At 73.3% G+C, this 13621-nt stretch carries 15 protein-coding genes; 11 read left to right on the forward strand and 4 right to left on the reverse strand.

Annotation, left to right across the window (positions count from 1 at the left end; translation table 11 throughout):
- Positions 1 to 3: 3 nt before the first annotated feature.
- Complete coding sequence (locus AC5RWQ_RS23415) at positions 4 to 585, reverse strand: AAA family ATPase (protein ID WP_494284820.1); 582 nt, start codon at positions 583 to 585, stop codon at positions 4 to 6.
- A 223-nt stretch (positions 586 to 808) separates the two neighbouring features.
- The gene (locus AC5RWQ_RS23420) at positions 809 to 1039 is read right to left on the reverse strand and encodes a GntR family transcriptional regulator (RefSeq protein ID WP_494284821.1); all 231 of its coding nucleotides are present in this window, start codon (positions 1037 to 1039) and stop codon (positions 809 to 811) included.
- A gap of 303 nt (positions 1040 to 1342) precedes the next feature.
- On the opposite strand from AC5RWQ_RS23420, the gene AC5RWQ_RS23425 reads away from it, so the two are divergent.
- The 10 genes from AC5RWQ_RS23425 to AC5RWQ_RS23470 all read left to right on the forward strand — a co-directional run bounded on the left by AC5RWQ_RS23425 (position 1343) and on the right by AC5RWQ_RS23470 (position 11186).
- Positions 1343 to 1645, forward strand: coding sequence for a DivIVA domain-containing protein (locus AC5RWQ_RS23425; RefSeq protein ID WP_494284822.1), 303 nt, complete (start codon positions 1343 to 1345; stop codon positions 1643 to 1645).
- Positions 1642 to 1896: a hypothetical protein gene (locus AC5RWQ_RS23430; RefSeq protein ID WP_494284823.1), complete on the forward strand. Its 255-nt coding sequence runs from the start codon at positions 1642 to 1644 to the stop codon at positions 1894 to 1896. Before AC5RWQ_RS23425 ends, AC5RWQ_RS23430 begins: the two co-directional genes overlap by 4 nt.
- A gap of 359 nt (positions 1897 to 2255) precedes the next feature.
- A complete protein-coding gene (locus AC5RWQ_RS23435; RefSeq protein ID WP_494284824.1) occupies positions 2256 to 3461 on the forward strand; it encodes a substrate-binding domain-containing protein in 1206 nt (401 codons plus the stop codon).
- Between the two features lie 3 nt (positions 3462 to 3464).
- Complete coding sequence (locus AC5RWQ_RS23440) at positions 3465 to 4208, forward strand: ABC transporter ATP-binding protein (protein WP_494284825.1); 744 nt, start codon at positions 3465 to 3467, stop codon at positions 4206 to 4208.
- Complete coding sequence (locus AC5RWQ_RS23445) at positions 4205 to 4963, forward strand: ABC transporter ATP-binding protein (RefSeq protein WP_494284826.1); 759 nt, start codon at positions 4205 to 4207, stop codon at positions 4961 to 4963. Before AC5RWQ_RS23440 ends, AC5RWQ_RS23445 begins: the two co-directional genes overlap by 4 nt.
- On the forward strand, positions 4963 to 5853 hold the full coding sequence (locus AC5RWQ_RS23450; RefSeq protein ID WP_494284827.1) for a branched-chain amino acid ABC transporter permease: 891 nt from the start codon (positions 4963 to 4965) through the stop codon (positions 5851 to 5853). Before AC5RWQ_RS23445 ends, AC5RWQ_RS23450 begins: the two co-directional genes overlap by 1 nt.
- Positions 5850 to 6968, forward strand: a complete 1119-nt coding sequence (locus AC5RWQ_RS23455; RefSeq protein ID WP_494284828.1) for a branched-chain amino acid ABC transporter permease — start codon at positions 5850 to 5852, stop codon at positions 6966 to 6968. The genes AC5RWQ_RS23450 and AC5RWQ_RS23455 overlap by 4 nt, the downstream gene beginning before the upstream one ends.
- Before the next feature lie 100 nt (positions 6969 to 7068).
- Positions 7069 to 7815, forward strand: coding sequence for an SDR family NAD(P)-dependent oxidoreductase (locus AC5RWQ_RS23460; protein ID WP_494284829.1), 747 nt, complete (start codon positions 7069 to 7071; stop codon positions 7813 to 7815).
- Between the two features lie 83 nt (positions 7816 to 7898).
- Positions 7899 to 10022 (forward strand): RecQ family ATP-dependent DNA helicase, encoded by a 2124-nt coding sequence (locus AC5RWQ_RS23465; protein WP_494284830.1) that lies wholly within the window; start codon positions 7899 to 7901, stop codon positions 10020 to 10022.
- A gap of 108 nt (positions 10023 to 10130) precedes the next feature.
- Positions 10131 to 11186, forward strand: coding sequence for a DUF8832 domain-containing protein (locus AC5RWQ_RS23470; RefSeq protein WP_494284831.1), 1056 nt, complete (start codon positions 10131 to 10133; stop codon positions 11184 to 11186).
- A gap of 18 nt (positions 11187 to 11204) precedes the next feature.
- Here AC5RWQ_RS23470 and AC5RWQ_RS23475 read toward each other — a convergent pair whose 3' ends face one another.
- On the reverse strand, positions 11205 to 11621 hold the full coding sequence (locus tag AC5RWQ_RS23475) for a helix-turn-helix domain-containing protein (RefSeq protein WP_334491401.1): 417 nt from the start codon (positions 11619 to 11621) through the stop codon (positions 11205 to 11207).
- Between the two features lie 246 nt (positions 11622 to 11867).
- Here AC5RWQ_RS23475 and AC5RWQ_RS23480 point away from each other — a divergent pair, with 246 nt between their 5' ends.
- Entirely contained in the window at positions 11868 to 12311 is a 444-nt protein-coding gene (locus AC5RWQ_RS23480; RefSeq protein ID WP_494284832.1) for a hypothetical protein, read from the forward strand.
- A gap of 41 nt (positions 12312 to 12352) precedes the next feature.
- On the opposite strand, the gene AC5RWQ_RS23485 is transcribed toward AC5RWQ_RS23480, so the two are convergent.
- Complete coding sequence (locus AC5RWQ_RS23485; RefSeq protein ID WP_494284833.1) at positions 12353 to 13519, reverse strand: class I SAM-dependent methyltransferase; 1167 nt, start codon at positions 13517 to 13519, stop codon at positions 12353 to 12355.
- Between the last annotated feature and the right edge of the window lie 102 nt (positions 13520 to 13621).

Genomic DNA, 13621 nt, shown 5'->3' on the forward strand with positions numbered 1-13621 from the left:
AAATCAACACAGCTCGGGCGACGCGCGTTCCAGGAGATCAGGCTCGATGGCCGCGATACGTTGCTGGACGAACTCGACGCGAGAGGCGACATCGCTGCGCGGCAGGGTGCTCAACTCGTAGCCGTGCTCGATGTAGGCGGCAACCATCGCGTCGTGGGTGCGGACGGCTTCGGCAAAGTCCTGGTGCCGTTCGTCGTCCGTGGCGTAGATCTGTGGCCAGGGCGGGGCGATGAACACGCGCTGGTGGTAGCGGAACAGCTGCGCCGCGGCTGTCACGTGCGCCGGGACGGGCTGGCCGAGTAGGAGGTGATAGCCGACCAGATCCGGAATTCCCCGGTCGAAGAAGACAGGTCCGGCATGCTGGCTGGCTTGGCGGTAGGAGCGGATCTCCCAGCTGAGCATGATCTCGGCGAACAGTTGGGAGTCCCCGTCGTGCAGCGCCCGACCGCCGACCGACAGCTGGTCCTGGATGATCTGTCGTCCCGCTTCGTCGACGCAGGTGTGGCCGGCACGCCGCAAGCTGTCGATCAGCGTGGTCTTGCCGGCTCCGGGTCCGCCGGTGATGACGATGTACTGGCTGCTCACTTCGTCTTCATCTCCGAGAGCGTCTCGTGACCGGGCTCTCTGGCGGCCTGTCCTGGCTCAGCAACTGAAGCAGGTTCCGCTCGATCGTTCGGCACCGGCGCGGACGCGTTCTCGGACTTGTGCTGCTCCGCATCGAGGACCATGTGATGGCTCTGGTGGTGATTCGTTGGCGTCATCAAGTTCGTAGCGTCCGAGGAGGACCCTGTGCCGGGTGCCGCCCGAGCTAGGGCGACGGGCGCTCGGCGACGTAGGTGCCGCGTCCCTGCCTGCCGATGATGAGTTCACGGTCGTGCAGGATGGCGAGCGCCCGGTAGGCCGTGTTGTTGCTGACCCCGTAGATCTCGGCGAGCTGGCTGGTTGACGGCAGCTTGTCTCCGGGCTTGAACTCACCGCTTCTGATCTTGGCGACGATGTCATCCACGATGCGGCGAAACTCGGGCTGTGCGGTGGGCATGAAGAGGCTCCGGTTGGTTCGGCATCTCCGATCATGCCGGACCTGCGCCAACATCCGCAATAAGTGAGCTTGGTAGTGCAGAGAGCTAGACTCACGCTAGTAAGTGGCGTAAGTTGCTCGGTGTCCGGCTCCGGTTGGTTCGGCAAACCTCGGGGGCGGACACCAAGGTTGGCTCCGGGGTCGTACCGCCGATGTGGGCTGCGGTCGCGGGGCCGGGCGGTCCGGTCCGCGTCCCCTATCGGCGGGCTGGGCCGCCCTCCACGGCCGGCCTTCGGCCGACGGCAGTGACCCGGAAGGTGGCTCATGCGCACCGTGTTCTTCCTGTTCCGCCGCGCCGCCCGGCGGTGCCCCGAGCGCCCGTCGAACGCCGGCTGGTACCGCTCGGAGTCGTGCCGGCCCCTGACCGTCGGGCAGATCCGGGATCGGCGGTTCAACCAGGTGAAGCGCGGGCTCGACCCGGTGGAGGTGCACGCCTTCCTGTACCGGGTCGCCGGCGAGCTGGCGCTGACCCGACGCGAGCTGGCGGTGACCGCCGAGGAGAACCTGCGGATCAAGCGGGCGCTGCGCGCCTGGCAGTCCCGGTTCGCCCCGGGCGCGCGACGGTGAGCCGGCAGCGGTTCGTCGTCCACCTGCCGGTGGTCGCCACCGACCTGCCGGCGGCGCTGCGGTTCGCCCGAGCGATCACCCGATCGTTGGCCTTCCTGGTTGATGTGGATCGCGCGGGTGCCACGGTTTCGGCGGAGGACGCGCAGGCCGTACGCCACTGGGTGTTCTGTGGCCGGCGGCTCGAAGCAGGCCGCCGATGCTCTCAGCCGGCCGATCACGACGGGCCGTGCGGACCGGCCAAGCATCGGTAGGCGGAAGATCCTCTATCAGCACCCCGCAGTACGTGTTGACCGGCACCGCCACGGTGGTGCCGGACGCCGAACAACCAGCTGACCCCGACGTACGGGCAGGACGTCACCCGCACCTTCAACCAACCGCCGCAAGGGCGGGCGAGCGAACCGGCGGCGATGGCGCGACGAGACACAGCATCCGCTCCCGCGATGGGGGCGATGGCCATCGCGGCACCGACCCACACCCCGGCCCGCCCGGGCGTTGTTACGGCCGGCCACCCTGTTCGTGTCACTTGTGTGTCGCCGCCACATAGCCCGTGGGTGACGTCACTTCTAGCGTGAGCCGACAACACAGCATCCTGTCCTCACCTGGAGTCGCGATGACGGTCCGGCACACCCGGCGGGCGTTCCTCTCCGCCGCCACGATGATGGCCGCGGCGCTCGCCGCCACGGCCTGCGGCAACCCGCAGGACACCGCCTCCGGCGGCGGTGACAGCACCGCCCCGGTCAAGGTCGGCCTGGTTTATGCCCAGTCGGGCCCCCTGGCCAGCTACGGAAAGCAGTACATCGAGGGGTTGAAGGCCGGCCTCGACTACGCCACCAAGGGCACCGGCAAGGTCGGCGACCGGAAGATCGAGATCACCGAGGTCGACGACGCCGGCGACCCGGCGAAGGCGGTCTCCGCGGCCAAGGATCTGATCGGCAAGGGCTACAAGATCATCGGTGGGTCGAGTTCCTCCGGTGTGGCGCTGCAGGTCGCCCCGATCGCCGCCCAGAACAAGGTGCTCTTCATCTCCGGGCCGGCCGCCACCGACGCCATCACCGGCGCCAACAAGTACACCTTCCGCTCGGGCCGGCAGTCGTACCAGGACGTGGTGACTGCCAAGTCCTTCATCGGCGACGCGGCCGGCAAGAAGGTCGTCGTCTTCGCCCAGGAAGGCGCGTTCGGCGATGCCAACGAGGCTGCCGTGAAGAAGGTGATCGGCGGCGCCGGCGCGACCGTCAGCAGCGTCCGGGCTCCCGCGAGCGCCACCGAGTTCACCCCGTTCGCCAGCCAGATCAAGGCCGCGAAGCCGGACCTGCTCTTCGTCGCCTGGGCCGGCACCACCGCCCCGGCGATGTGGCAGACCCTCGACCAGCAGGCCGTCCTCTCGTCCACTCAGGTGGTGACCGGTCTGGACCTCCGCGCGTCCTGGCCGACCTTCGGCGCGGCCGGCAGCAAGATCTCCTTCCTGGCGCACTACTTCGACGGCGCCAGCGACACCGAGGCCGCCAAGGCCGCCAAGGCCAAGGTCCCCGGCGGGACGATCGACCTGTTCCACCCGGACGGCTTCGCCGCCGCCCAGATGGTGGTCCGCGCCGTGCAGGAGGGCGGCGACGACGTCGACAAGATGATCAAGGCCCTGGAAGGCTGGTCGTTCGACGGGATCAAGGGCCCGATGACCATCCGCGCCGAGGACCACGCGCTGCTCCAGCCGATGTACCAGGCCAAGCTCTCCGGCAGCGGGACCACCTTCACCGCGACCGCGCAGAAGAGCCTGACCGGGGACGAGACCGCACCGCCGGTCACCCAGATGAAGGGCTGAACCGTGCTCGCCACCCGTGGCCTGACCTGGCGGATCGGCGAGGTCGCCATCGTCGACAGCGTCTACCTCGACCTGGCACCCGGGGAGTTCCTCGGCGTGATCGGGCCGAACGGCGCCGGCAAGACCTCACTGTTCAACCTGATCACCGGTCTGCGCCGGCCCACCGAGGGCCGGGTCCTGCTGGACGGGGCGGACGTCACCGCCCTCCCGCCGCACCGGCGGGCCCGCCTCGGGCTGGGACGCACCTTCCAGGCGTCCTCGGTCTTCGGCTCGCTCACCGTGCGCGAGAACGTCCGGCTCGCCGTACAGGCGCACCGGGGTGGCTCGATGAAGCTGTGGCGGCGGGCGGCGGCCGACCGGGAGGTGGCCGCCGCCGCCGACGCGGCGCTCGACCGGGTCGGCCTGCACCACCGGGGTACGGCGCTCGCCGGCACCCTCGCCCACGGCGAGAAGCGGAAGCTGGAGATCGCCCTGCTGCTCGCCGGTGAGCCCCGGGTGATGCTGCTGGACGAGCCGATGGCCGGGGTCAGCGCCGAGGACGTGCCCGAGCTGGTCAGCGTGATCAAGTCGCTGACCGGCGACAGTGGCCGCTCGGTGCTGATGGTGGAGCACCACATGGACGTGATCCTGGAGCTGGCCGACCGGATCGCCGTGATGCACCACGGCGCGTTGCTGGCCTGCGACACCCCGGACACGGTGATGGCCAACGCCACCGTCCAGGAGGCGTACCTGGGAGAGGCGCTATGAGTGAACCCGTCCTCGCGGTCGAGGACCTGTCGGTGCGGATCGCCGGGCTGCACATCCTCCAGGGGGTGTCGTTCACGGTCGCGTCGACCGGGGTGACCGTGCTGCTCGGCCGCAACGGCGTCGGCAAGACCACCACGCTGCGCGCGATCGTCGGGCTGACCCCGCGGGGCGGCGAGGTGCGCGGCACCATCCGGATGGGGGCGCAGAGCCTGCTCGCCCGCCCCACCCACCGGCTGGTCCGCGGTGGGCTCGGCTACGTGCCGGAGGACCGCTGCGTCTTCGCCGGCCTCACCGTCGCCGAGAACCTCCGGCTCGCCGAACGGCGGGGCACCACCCCGGCGTACGACAAGGTCTTCGCGCTCTTCCCGGAGCTGGACCGGCGCGGACGGCAACGGGCCGGTTCGCTCTCCGGCGGGCAGCAGCAGATGCTCGCCATCGGCCGGGTGCTGCTCAACGACAACCGGCTGCTGCTGGTCGACGAGCCGACCAAGGGGTTGGCGCCGAAGGTGGTGACCGAGGTGGCCGAGGTGCTGGAACGGGTCGCCGAGTCCGTGCCGGTACTGCTGGTCGAGCAGAACCTGGCCGTGGTCCGGCGGCTCGCCAAGGACGCGGTGGTGCTCGCCGCCGGCCAGGTGGCCTGGGTCGGGGACGCCAGGGAACTGCTGCTGGAGACCGGACTGACCAAGTCGCTGCTCGGGGTCGGCTCCGGCGACGGGCACCACGCCCCGGCCGCCGCGCGGAAGGACGGGCACTGATGGACACGGTCATCCTGCTGACGCTGACCGGGCTCGGCCTGGCGGCGCTCTACTTCCTGGTGGCCTCCGGGCTCTCCCTGGTATTCGGCCTGGCCGACGTGCTCAACTTCGCGCACGGGCTCTTCCTCGGCGTCGGTGCGTACGCGACCTGGTGGGCCGCCGGCAATCTGCCCGGCGCCGGCCCGGACGGGTTCGGGTTCGTGCTGGCGGTCGCCTTCGGCGTGCTCGCCGGGGTGCTGGCCGCGGTCCTGGTGGAGCTGGTGCTGATCCGGCCGCTCTACTCCCGCACCATCGAGCAGGTGCTGGTCACGGTCGGCCTCTCGCTGGCCGGGGTGGCGCTGCTGCAGGCCACCTGGGGCGCCGATGCGCGGCCGTTCCCGCGTCCCGCGTGGACCCGCGACGTGACCTCGATCCTCGGGGCGAACGTGCCCAACGGTGGACTGCTGCTGATCGTCGCCGCGGTGCTGGTGCTCGCCGCGCTGCTCGCCTTCCTCCGCTGGACCCGGTACGGCCTGATCATCCGGGCCGGGGTGGAGAACCGGGAGATGGTGACCGCGCTCGGCATCGACGTCCGCAAGGCGTTCACCCTGGTCTTCGCGATCGGCGGGGCCGCCGCCGCGCTGGCCGGCGCGCTCGGCAGCACCTTTTACGGCACCGTCTCGCCCGGCCAGGGCGGCTCACTGCTGATCTTCGCGTTCATCGTGGTGGTGATCGGCGGGATGGGCTCGGTGGTCGGGTGCGCGTACGCGGCGGTCGTGGTGGGGCTGCTGCAACAGTTCGTCAACTACTACGGCACGTCCGGGCTGGGCGACATCTGCGTGGTCGGGCTGCTCGCCGTGGTGCTCCTGCTGCGCCCGCAGGGCTTCGCCGGGAAGGTGGCAACCGCATGACCGACGTCAGGAGTCCCGAGGTTCCGGCGCCGCCGGCGGCGGTGCCCGACGAGCTGACGCCGGGGCACTCGCGCTGGCACGGGGTGCGGCCCTGGCTGCCGCTGGTGGCGCTGGCGGTGGCGGCGGTGCTGCCGTACTCGACGGTGAATTTGCCGGGCATCTTCGAGGGGCCGCTGAACTCGCCGGGCACCCTGCAACTGCTCGCCATCTGCCTGGTCTTCGGCGGGGTCGCGGCCGGGTACGACCTGCTCTTCGGCCGTACCGGGATGCTCTCGTTCGGGCACGCGCTCTACTTCGCCGCCGGCGTGTACGGCACCGACATCCTGGTCACCCGGGCCGGGCTGCCGCTCTGGCAGGCGGCGCTGCTCACCGTCACCGGGGCGACGACCCTCGCCGCGTTGCTCGGCGCGATCGCGTTGCGCACCGTCGGGATCGCCTTCGCCATGGTGACGCTCGCCTTCGCCCAGGTCGGGGCGATCCTGGTGGCCCGGAACTTCGGCGGGTGGACCGGCGGCGAGGAGGGGCTGCCGCTGGACGTCTCCGGGCTGCCGCCCGCCCTGGTCGGGGTGACCAACACGGTCAACCTCTACTGGCTGGCGCTGGCGTACCTGGCGATCGTGGTCTTCGTGGTGCACCGGGTCTCCGGCTCACCCACCGGCCGCGTGCTGGCCGGGCTGCGCGACGACGAGCGGCGGATCGGGGTGCTCGGGCTCGACCCGTACCGGTTCAAGCTGGTCGCGTTCACCCTGGCCGGCGGTCTCGCCGCGGCCGGGGGAGCGGTCTACTGCCTGATCGTCGGCGGCGCCTCGCCGCACGTCACCACCTCGGAGCTGACCCTGTCCCTGCTGGTCATGGTGGTGCTGGGTGGCCCGGGGACCCGCTGGGGTCCGGTGCTCGGCGGCATCCTCTACATGTACCTGGACCACCGCCTCACCGCGTTCGGCAGCTCCGACGCGGTGAACGCCCTCCCGGCGGTCCTCAGCCACCCGCTGAGCCAGCCACTCTTCGTCCTGGGCACGGTGTTCATCCTGGCCGTCTACTTCTTCCCCGGCGGCCTGGCCAGCCTCACCTCCCGCCTCGCCCCCCTCCGCGCCGCCGTCCGCCCCCGCCGCTGACCCTCACCCGCCGTTGACCATGAGGTTTGCGGCGCGACACGCCGACCCGGCCGCCCCTAACCTCATGATCGACGGGGATCCGGGTGCAGGGGAGGCGGTTGTGGGAGAGCGGTTGGCCGTGGTGAGCGGCGGGGGGACGGGGATCGGGGCGGCTGTCGCGCGGGTGCTGGCCCTCGACGGGTACGACGTGGTGGTCGTGGGGCGGCGGGAGTCGGTGCTCGTCGAGACCGCGGGGCGGCTCTCGGCGGAGTGCGGGCGGGCGGACGCGGTGACCGCGGTCGCCGCCGATCTGACCGATCCGGAGCAGGTCGGGCGGGTCGTCGAGGCCGTCGGGGACCGGGTGGTCGACGTGCTGGTGAACAACGCCGGCGGCTACCTCGGCGGCGACACCGGCAGCCTGGCCGGCGTCGCCGCGCACTGGCGGGCCAACCTCGACGCCAACATGCTCACCGCCGTCCTGCTCACCGAGGCGCTGCGCCCGGCCCTGCGCCGTCCCGGCGGCCGGGTGATCCTGCTCAGCTCCATCGCTGCCCAGCGGGGCGGCGGCGGGGCGTACTCGGCGGCGAAGGCGGCCCTGCACGGCTGGGCGTACGACCTCGCCGGGCAGCTCGGACCGGAACAGATCACGGTCAACGTGGTCAGCCCCGGGTACGTCGCCGACACCGAGTTCTTCGGCGATCGGATGACCCCCGAGGGGCACGCCAAGCGGGTCGCGGCCACCCTGGTCGGCCGGGCCGGCGAACCCGGCGACATCGCCGAGGCGGTCCGCTACCTGGCCGGCCCGTCGGCCGGCTACGTCACCGGCCAGGTGCTCGGGGTCAACGGCGGTTCGGTGCTCGGCCGCTGACGAGGACGGGTGACGATCTTCCGCTTCCCCGCCGCGCGCCCATGATCGACGGGGCTGTCCGGCCATGCTGGTAGAAATGCCGGATGAGTCAGGATCGGGCGGCGGTACGGGAGCGGGCCGAGGCGGTGCTGCGCCGGTTGGCCGGCGAGCACGCCCGGCTGCGTGAGGACCAGTGGCGGGCGATCGAGGCGCTGGTGGTGGACCGGCGCCGGGTGCTCTGCGTGCAACGCACCGGTTGGGGCAAGTCGGCGGTCTACTTCGTGGCCACCGCGCTGCTGCGGGAGCGCCCCGACGCCGCCGGCCCCACGGTGATCGTCTCGCCGCTGCTGGCGCTGATGCGCAACCAGGTCGAGTCGGCCGCCCGGGCCGGCATCCGGGCCCGCACCATCAACTCGGCCAACCTCGACGAGTGGGACGAGATCACCGCCGAGATCCACGCCGGCGCGGTCGACGTCCTGCTGATCAGCCCGGAGCGGCTCAACAACCCCGACTTCCGGGACACCGTCCTGCCGAAGCTGGCCGCGACCACCGGGCTGCTCGTGGTGGACGAGGCGCACTGCGTCTCCGACTGGGGGCACGACTTCCGGCCGGACTACCGCAGGCTGCGCACCTTCCTCGCCGACCTCCCCGAGCGCACCCCGGTGCTGGCCACCACGGCCACCGCCAACGCCCGGGTCACCCAGGACGTCGCCGAGCAGCTCGGCGACGCCCTCGTGCTGCGCGGCACGCTGGACCGAGAGTCGCTGCGGCTGGGCGTGATCGACCTGCCCAGCCCCGCGCACCGGCTCGGCTGGCTCGCCGACCACCTCGACCAGCTCCCCGGCTCCGGGATCATCTATACGTTGACCGTCGCGGCGGCGGGGGAGACGGCCGAGTTCCTCCGCGCGCGGGGCTGGTCGGTCGCCTCGTACACGGGTCAGGCCGACGACGCCGACCGCCGTGCCGCCGAGCAGGACCTGCTCGACAACAAGATCAAGGCGTTGGTCGCCACCAGCGCGCTGGGCATGGGCTTCGACAAGCCCGACCTCGGCTTCGTGGTGCACCTCGGCGCGCCGCCCTCGCCGATCGCCTACTACCAGCAGGTCGGCCGCGCCGGCCGGGCCGTCGCGCACGCCGAGGTGCTGCTGCTGCCCGGCGTGGAGGACGCGGCCATCTGGCGGTACTTCGCCTCGCTCGCCTTCCCGCCCGAGGAGCAGGTCCGCGCGGTGCTGGCCGCCCTGCGCCCCGACCGGCCGCTCTCCACCCAGGCGCTGGAACCCCTCGTCGACCTGCGCCGGGCCCGGCTGGAGCTGATGCTCAAGGTGCTCGACGTGGACGGGGCGGTCCGCCGGGTCCGCGGGGGCTGGCTCGCCACCGGCGAGCCCTGGGTCTACGACGAGGCCCGGTTGCGCCGCGTCGCCGAGGCGCGCACCGCCGAGCAGCAGGCCATGCGGGAGTACGCGACCACACCGGAATGCCGGCTGCGCTACCTGCGCGAGTGCCTGGACGACGCCGAAGCGGCCGACTGCGGTCGCTGCGACCGGTGCGCCGGCCCGCTCTTCACCGCCGAGGTCTCGGCCGCCGCGCTCGGCGCCGCGCAGACCTTCCTCGGCCGCCCCGGCGTGGAGATCGCGCCGAAGAAGCTCTGGCCGACCGGGCTGGAGGCGGTGGGCGTACCCCTGAAGGGGCGGATTCCGCCGGGCGAGCAGTCGCTGTCCGGGCGGGCCGTGGGCCGGCTGTCAGACCTCGGCTGGGGCGGGCGGCTGCGCGGCCTGGTCGGGCCGGAGGCGGCCGACGCCCCGGTCCCCGACGACGTGGCCGCGGCCGTGGTCGAGGTGCTGAAGGCCTGGGCGCGGGGCGACGACCCGTGGCCGCGCCGCCCGGCCGGTGTGGTCGCGGTCGGGTCGCGCACCCATCCCGCGCTGGTCGGTTCACTCGCCGAGCGGATCGCCACGGTCGGCCGGCTGCCGCTGCTCGGCCGGGTCGTCCGCACCGGCCCGTCCGGGGCCGGCGGGCCGCGCGGCAACAGCGCCCAGCGGGTACGCACACTGCACGACGCCTTCGCCGTCCCCGACGAGCTGGCCGACGCCCTGACCGGCCTGGACGGGCCGGTGCTCCTCGTCGACGACCTGGTCGACTCGGGCTGGACGATGACCATGGTGGCCCGGCTGCTGCGCCGGGCCGGCGCGCCGGACGTGCTGCCGCTCGCCCTCGCCGTGGCCGGCTGACGGGACCGGCCACCACCGGAAAAGTTCCCGGCCCGGGCCGATTGGGACCGTCGCCACGGTCACCGACCGTCGTCGGTGCCGTCACCGACCCGCCGGTACCGTGGGGCCATGGCCGACCAGCGACCCGGGGCGGGGCCCGAGCAGCCGACCGCCCCGCCGGTGACCGCCGACCCGGCCGCGCCCGCCGGGCTGGTGGCGGACGTGCCGCCGGTCGCCGGCGACGGCTCCGGCGCCGGTGGCCCGATCCCGGCCGGTGCCGACCGGAGCACCCTGCGGCTGGCGCTCACCGTCGGCGGGCTGGTGCTCGCCGTCCTGCTCGGCTTCGGCCTCGGCCGGGCCAACCCCCGGCCGGGCGCTCCCATGGCCGTCCCCGCCGGCGCGACCGCCGGCGGGGAGCACGCGCACGCCCCCGGCACCGGCGCGCACGACCACGCCGGCGGCGCCGACCCGGCGGGCACCGACGGGGCCGGCGGGCTCTCGGTCACCTCTGCCGGTTACACCCTCACCCCGTCGGCCGGGGAGTTCACCGCCGGCCGGCCCGGGGAGTTCCGGTTCCAGATCCGCGACGACCGGCGGCGAGCGGTGACCCGCTTCGCGGTCGTGCACGACAAGCCGATGCACCTGATCGTGGTACGCCGCGACCTCACCGGCTACCAGCACCTGCACCCGACGATGGCGCCCGACGGCACCTGGTCCGTACCGCTGACCCTGCCGCAGCCGGGCGTCTGGCGGGCGTACGCCGACTTCGTCGCCCTCGCCGACGACGGCGCGCAGACCCCGGCCACCCTCGGGGTGGACCTGGTCGCGCCCGGCGGCTACCGCCCGCGGCCGCTGCCGGCGCCGGCCACCAGCGCCACCGTCGACGGCTTCACCGTCGGCTGGCAGGGCACCCCACGGGTCGGCGTGGCGGCGCCGCTGCGCTTCCAGGTCCGCGCCGGTGCCGCGCCGGCCGAGCTGGAGCGCTACCTCGGCGCGTACGGCCACCTGGTCGCGCTCCGCGAGGGCGACCTGGCCTACCTGCACGTCCACCCGGAACCCGCGCCGGCCGGCGACACGGTGACCTTCTGGGCGACCGTGCCCGGACCGGGGCGCTACCGGATGTTCCTAAACTTCCAGGTGGCGGGCGAGGTGCGGACCGCCGAGTTCACCCTCGACGTGCCGTGAGCTGAGGCGGTCGGCCGCTCAACCGGCCCGGCGTACCGGGCGGCGGGCCAGGTAGCGGAGCAGGTCGCGGATGTGGTGCTTCTCCTCGGCCGGCACGCTCGGGTCGGCGAGCCGGTCCAGGATGACCCGCACGTCCGCCTCCACCGGGGCGTCGTCGGCGCGCCGGCGCGGGGCCGGGCCGGCGTCGGGCAGACCGAGCGCCCGGAACGCCGCCGCCACCGGCAGGTCGAGCGCGGCGCAGAACCCGCGCACCTTGGCCAGCTCCGGGTAGTCCTGCCAGTCGCCGGCGAGCCAGCGGAAGACGGTGGACCGGCCGACCCCGGTGTGCGCCGCGAGGTCGCTCACCGTCCACCCCCGCTCGTCGCGGGCGTCGTCGATGGCGCGTCGCACGAAGCGCGCGAAGGCCATCTGCGGTGAAACGTCTGCGGAGCCCATGCGTGCGGGATGGTCCCTTTCTTGAACCGGGCGCGGTGTCGGTCGCGCCCTTCGAGGGTAGTACGACAGGCCGTAGAAGCAATTGACCGATCGACCCGAACGTCCCGTCGGCGGGACCCGCGGCGGAAAGGCCGGAGGAGCAGTCGTGGCCAGCGACGATTGCCGCCCGTCAATTAAGCTCGACGGACCCACCGCAACCTGGCCGCGGGCCGCCCGGTGCACCCCGCGACATCGATGAGGAGCAGCATGGCCGACTCCGTCCGTCCGGTGCCGCACCGCCCGGGTGCGGTCAGCCTCTTCTTCGTGGCCAAGGCCGGCGTGTTCGCCCTGGCCTTCTGGATCTGGCTGCTGGTGCTGGTGCTGACCGGCGAGGAGGCCACCGGGGCGCACGTCCTGGCCGCAGCCGGGGCGGTCACCACCACCCTGGTCGCTGTGGTGCTCGGCATCCGGCTGGCCCTTCAGCGCAGCGCGGCCGTCCGGCACGCCGAGCTCAAGCGGCTGCTGGTGGACATCTCCTGGAACGCCTTCACCGCCGCTGGCAACGCCGAGACGCAGGGCAAGGTGGTGCCGTTCCCCACCCAGCCGGCCGAGGACCCGTCGTACCGCGGGCACGGCGACCGGGTGTCGGTCTTCGAGCGGGGCGTCCAGGGTGAGCGGCCGGGCGGGCGCAACGGCGACCGCCGTCGCTGACCGGCCGGGGCCCCGGCACCCGGCGTCGTCGCGGTGGGCCGTCAGTGCCGGACCGCGCCCTCCCGCTCGTCCGTCAGCAGGGTCGCCAGCCGGGGTGTGACCTGCCACTGCGTCACCAGCTCGCGGTACTCGGCCCGCTGTCCCCCGGTGGGGGCGGTGCCGGTCCGCCGGGCCCGGATCAGCAGGTTGCGCGGCGTGTGTCGGGAGTCGACGAACTCCACCACCTCGGCCCGGTAGCCGTGCAGCCGCAGCAGCCCGGCGCGCAGCGCGTCGGTGAGCACGTCGGCGAAGCGTTCCCGCAGGATGCCCTGCCGGGTCAGCAACTCGTACGGGGCGGGCGCCGGGCGGGCGCGCAGCTGCGTGGCCACGTCGTGGTGGCAGCACGGGGCGGCCAGCACCCAGCGGGCCTCCCAGCGCACCGCCCGGGCCAGCGCCTCGTCGGTGGCGGTGTCGCAGGCGTGCAACGCCAGCACCAGGTCCGGAGCGGGCTCCACCACCGCGTCGGCGATGGTGCCGGCCACGAACGAGACGGCGTCGCCCCAGCCGAGCCGTTCGGCCAGCTCCGTGTTGCGCCGCCGCTGGTCCTCGCGGACGTCCACCCCGACCAGCGTGACGTCGAGGCCCCGCTGGGAGAGGTAGCGGTACGCGGCGAAGGTCAGGTACGCGTTGCCACAGCCCAGGTCGACCACGCGCAGCGGGCCGGTCAGGTCCTCGGGCAGGGTGGCGGCCAGCGCGCGCAGGAAGGCATCGACCTGGCGGCGTTTGGCGGCCGACCCGCCGATCTCGGCGAAGATGGGGTCGCCCGGATCGAGCAGGTACTCCTTGGCACGGTCGTGCCCGCCCGGCTCGGCTGCCGGCCGGACCGCCGCGGCCCGGTGCACCTGCGCCTCCCCGGACTTGGTCACCCGCAGCTGGAGCGTCCCGTCGGCCGTCTCCACGTGCCAGTTGCCGAACGGCTCGGCCAGCAGCGCGTCGACCGCCGCGTCGGCCTCCGCGCCCGGCGCCACGTTCCGGGTGTACGGCCGCGCGCCGTCGGAGGTGGCGATCTGCAGCCGGGGGCCGGCCTTGAGGGCAACCGGGCGTAGCTCGGCGCGGACCACCGAGGGGCGTTGCCCACGGCGACGGCCGGCGGCGACCGCGCGGGTCAGCGCGGGATCGAGCAGCAGCGCCCGCACCTCGGTCAGGGCGGCGTCCAACGGTTCCGGCATCGCTCCATCATCCTCGTCGAGGGCCCGTACCACCGTTCGGGCCGGCCCTGGGTGGGAAAGGGAACATCCCCCGTACCGCGTGGGCGGTACGGGGGATGTCCG

This window comes from Micromonospora sp. BS32, assembly GCF_059089345.1.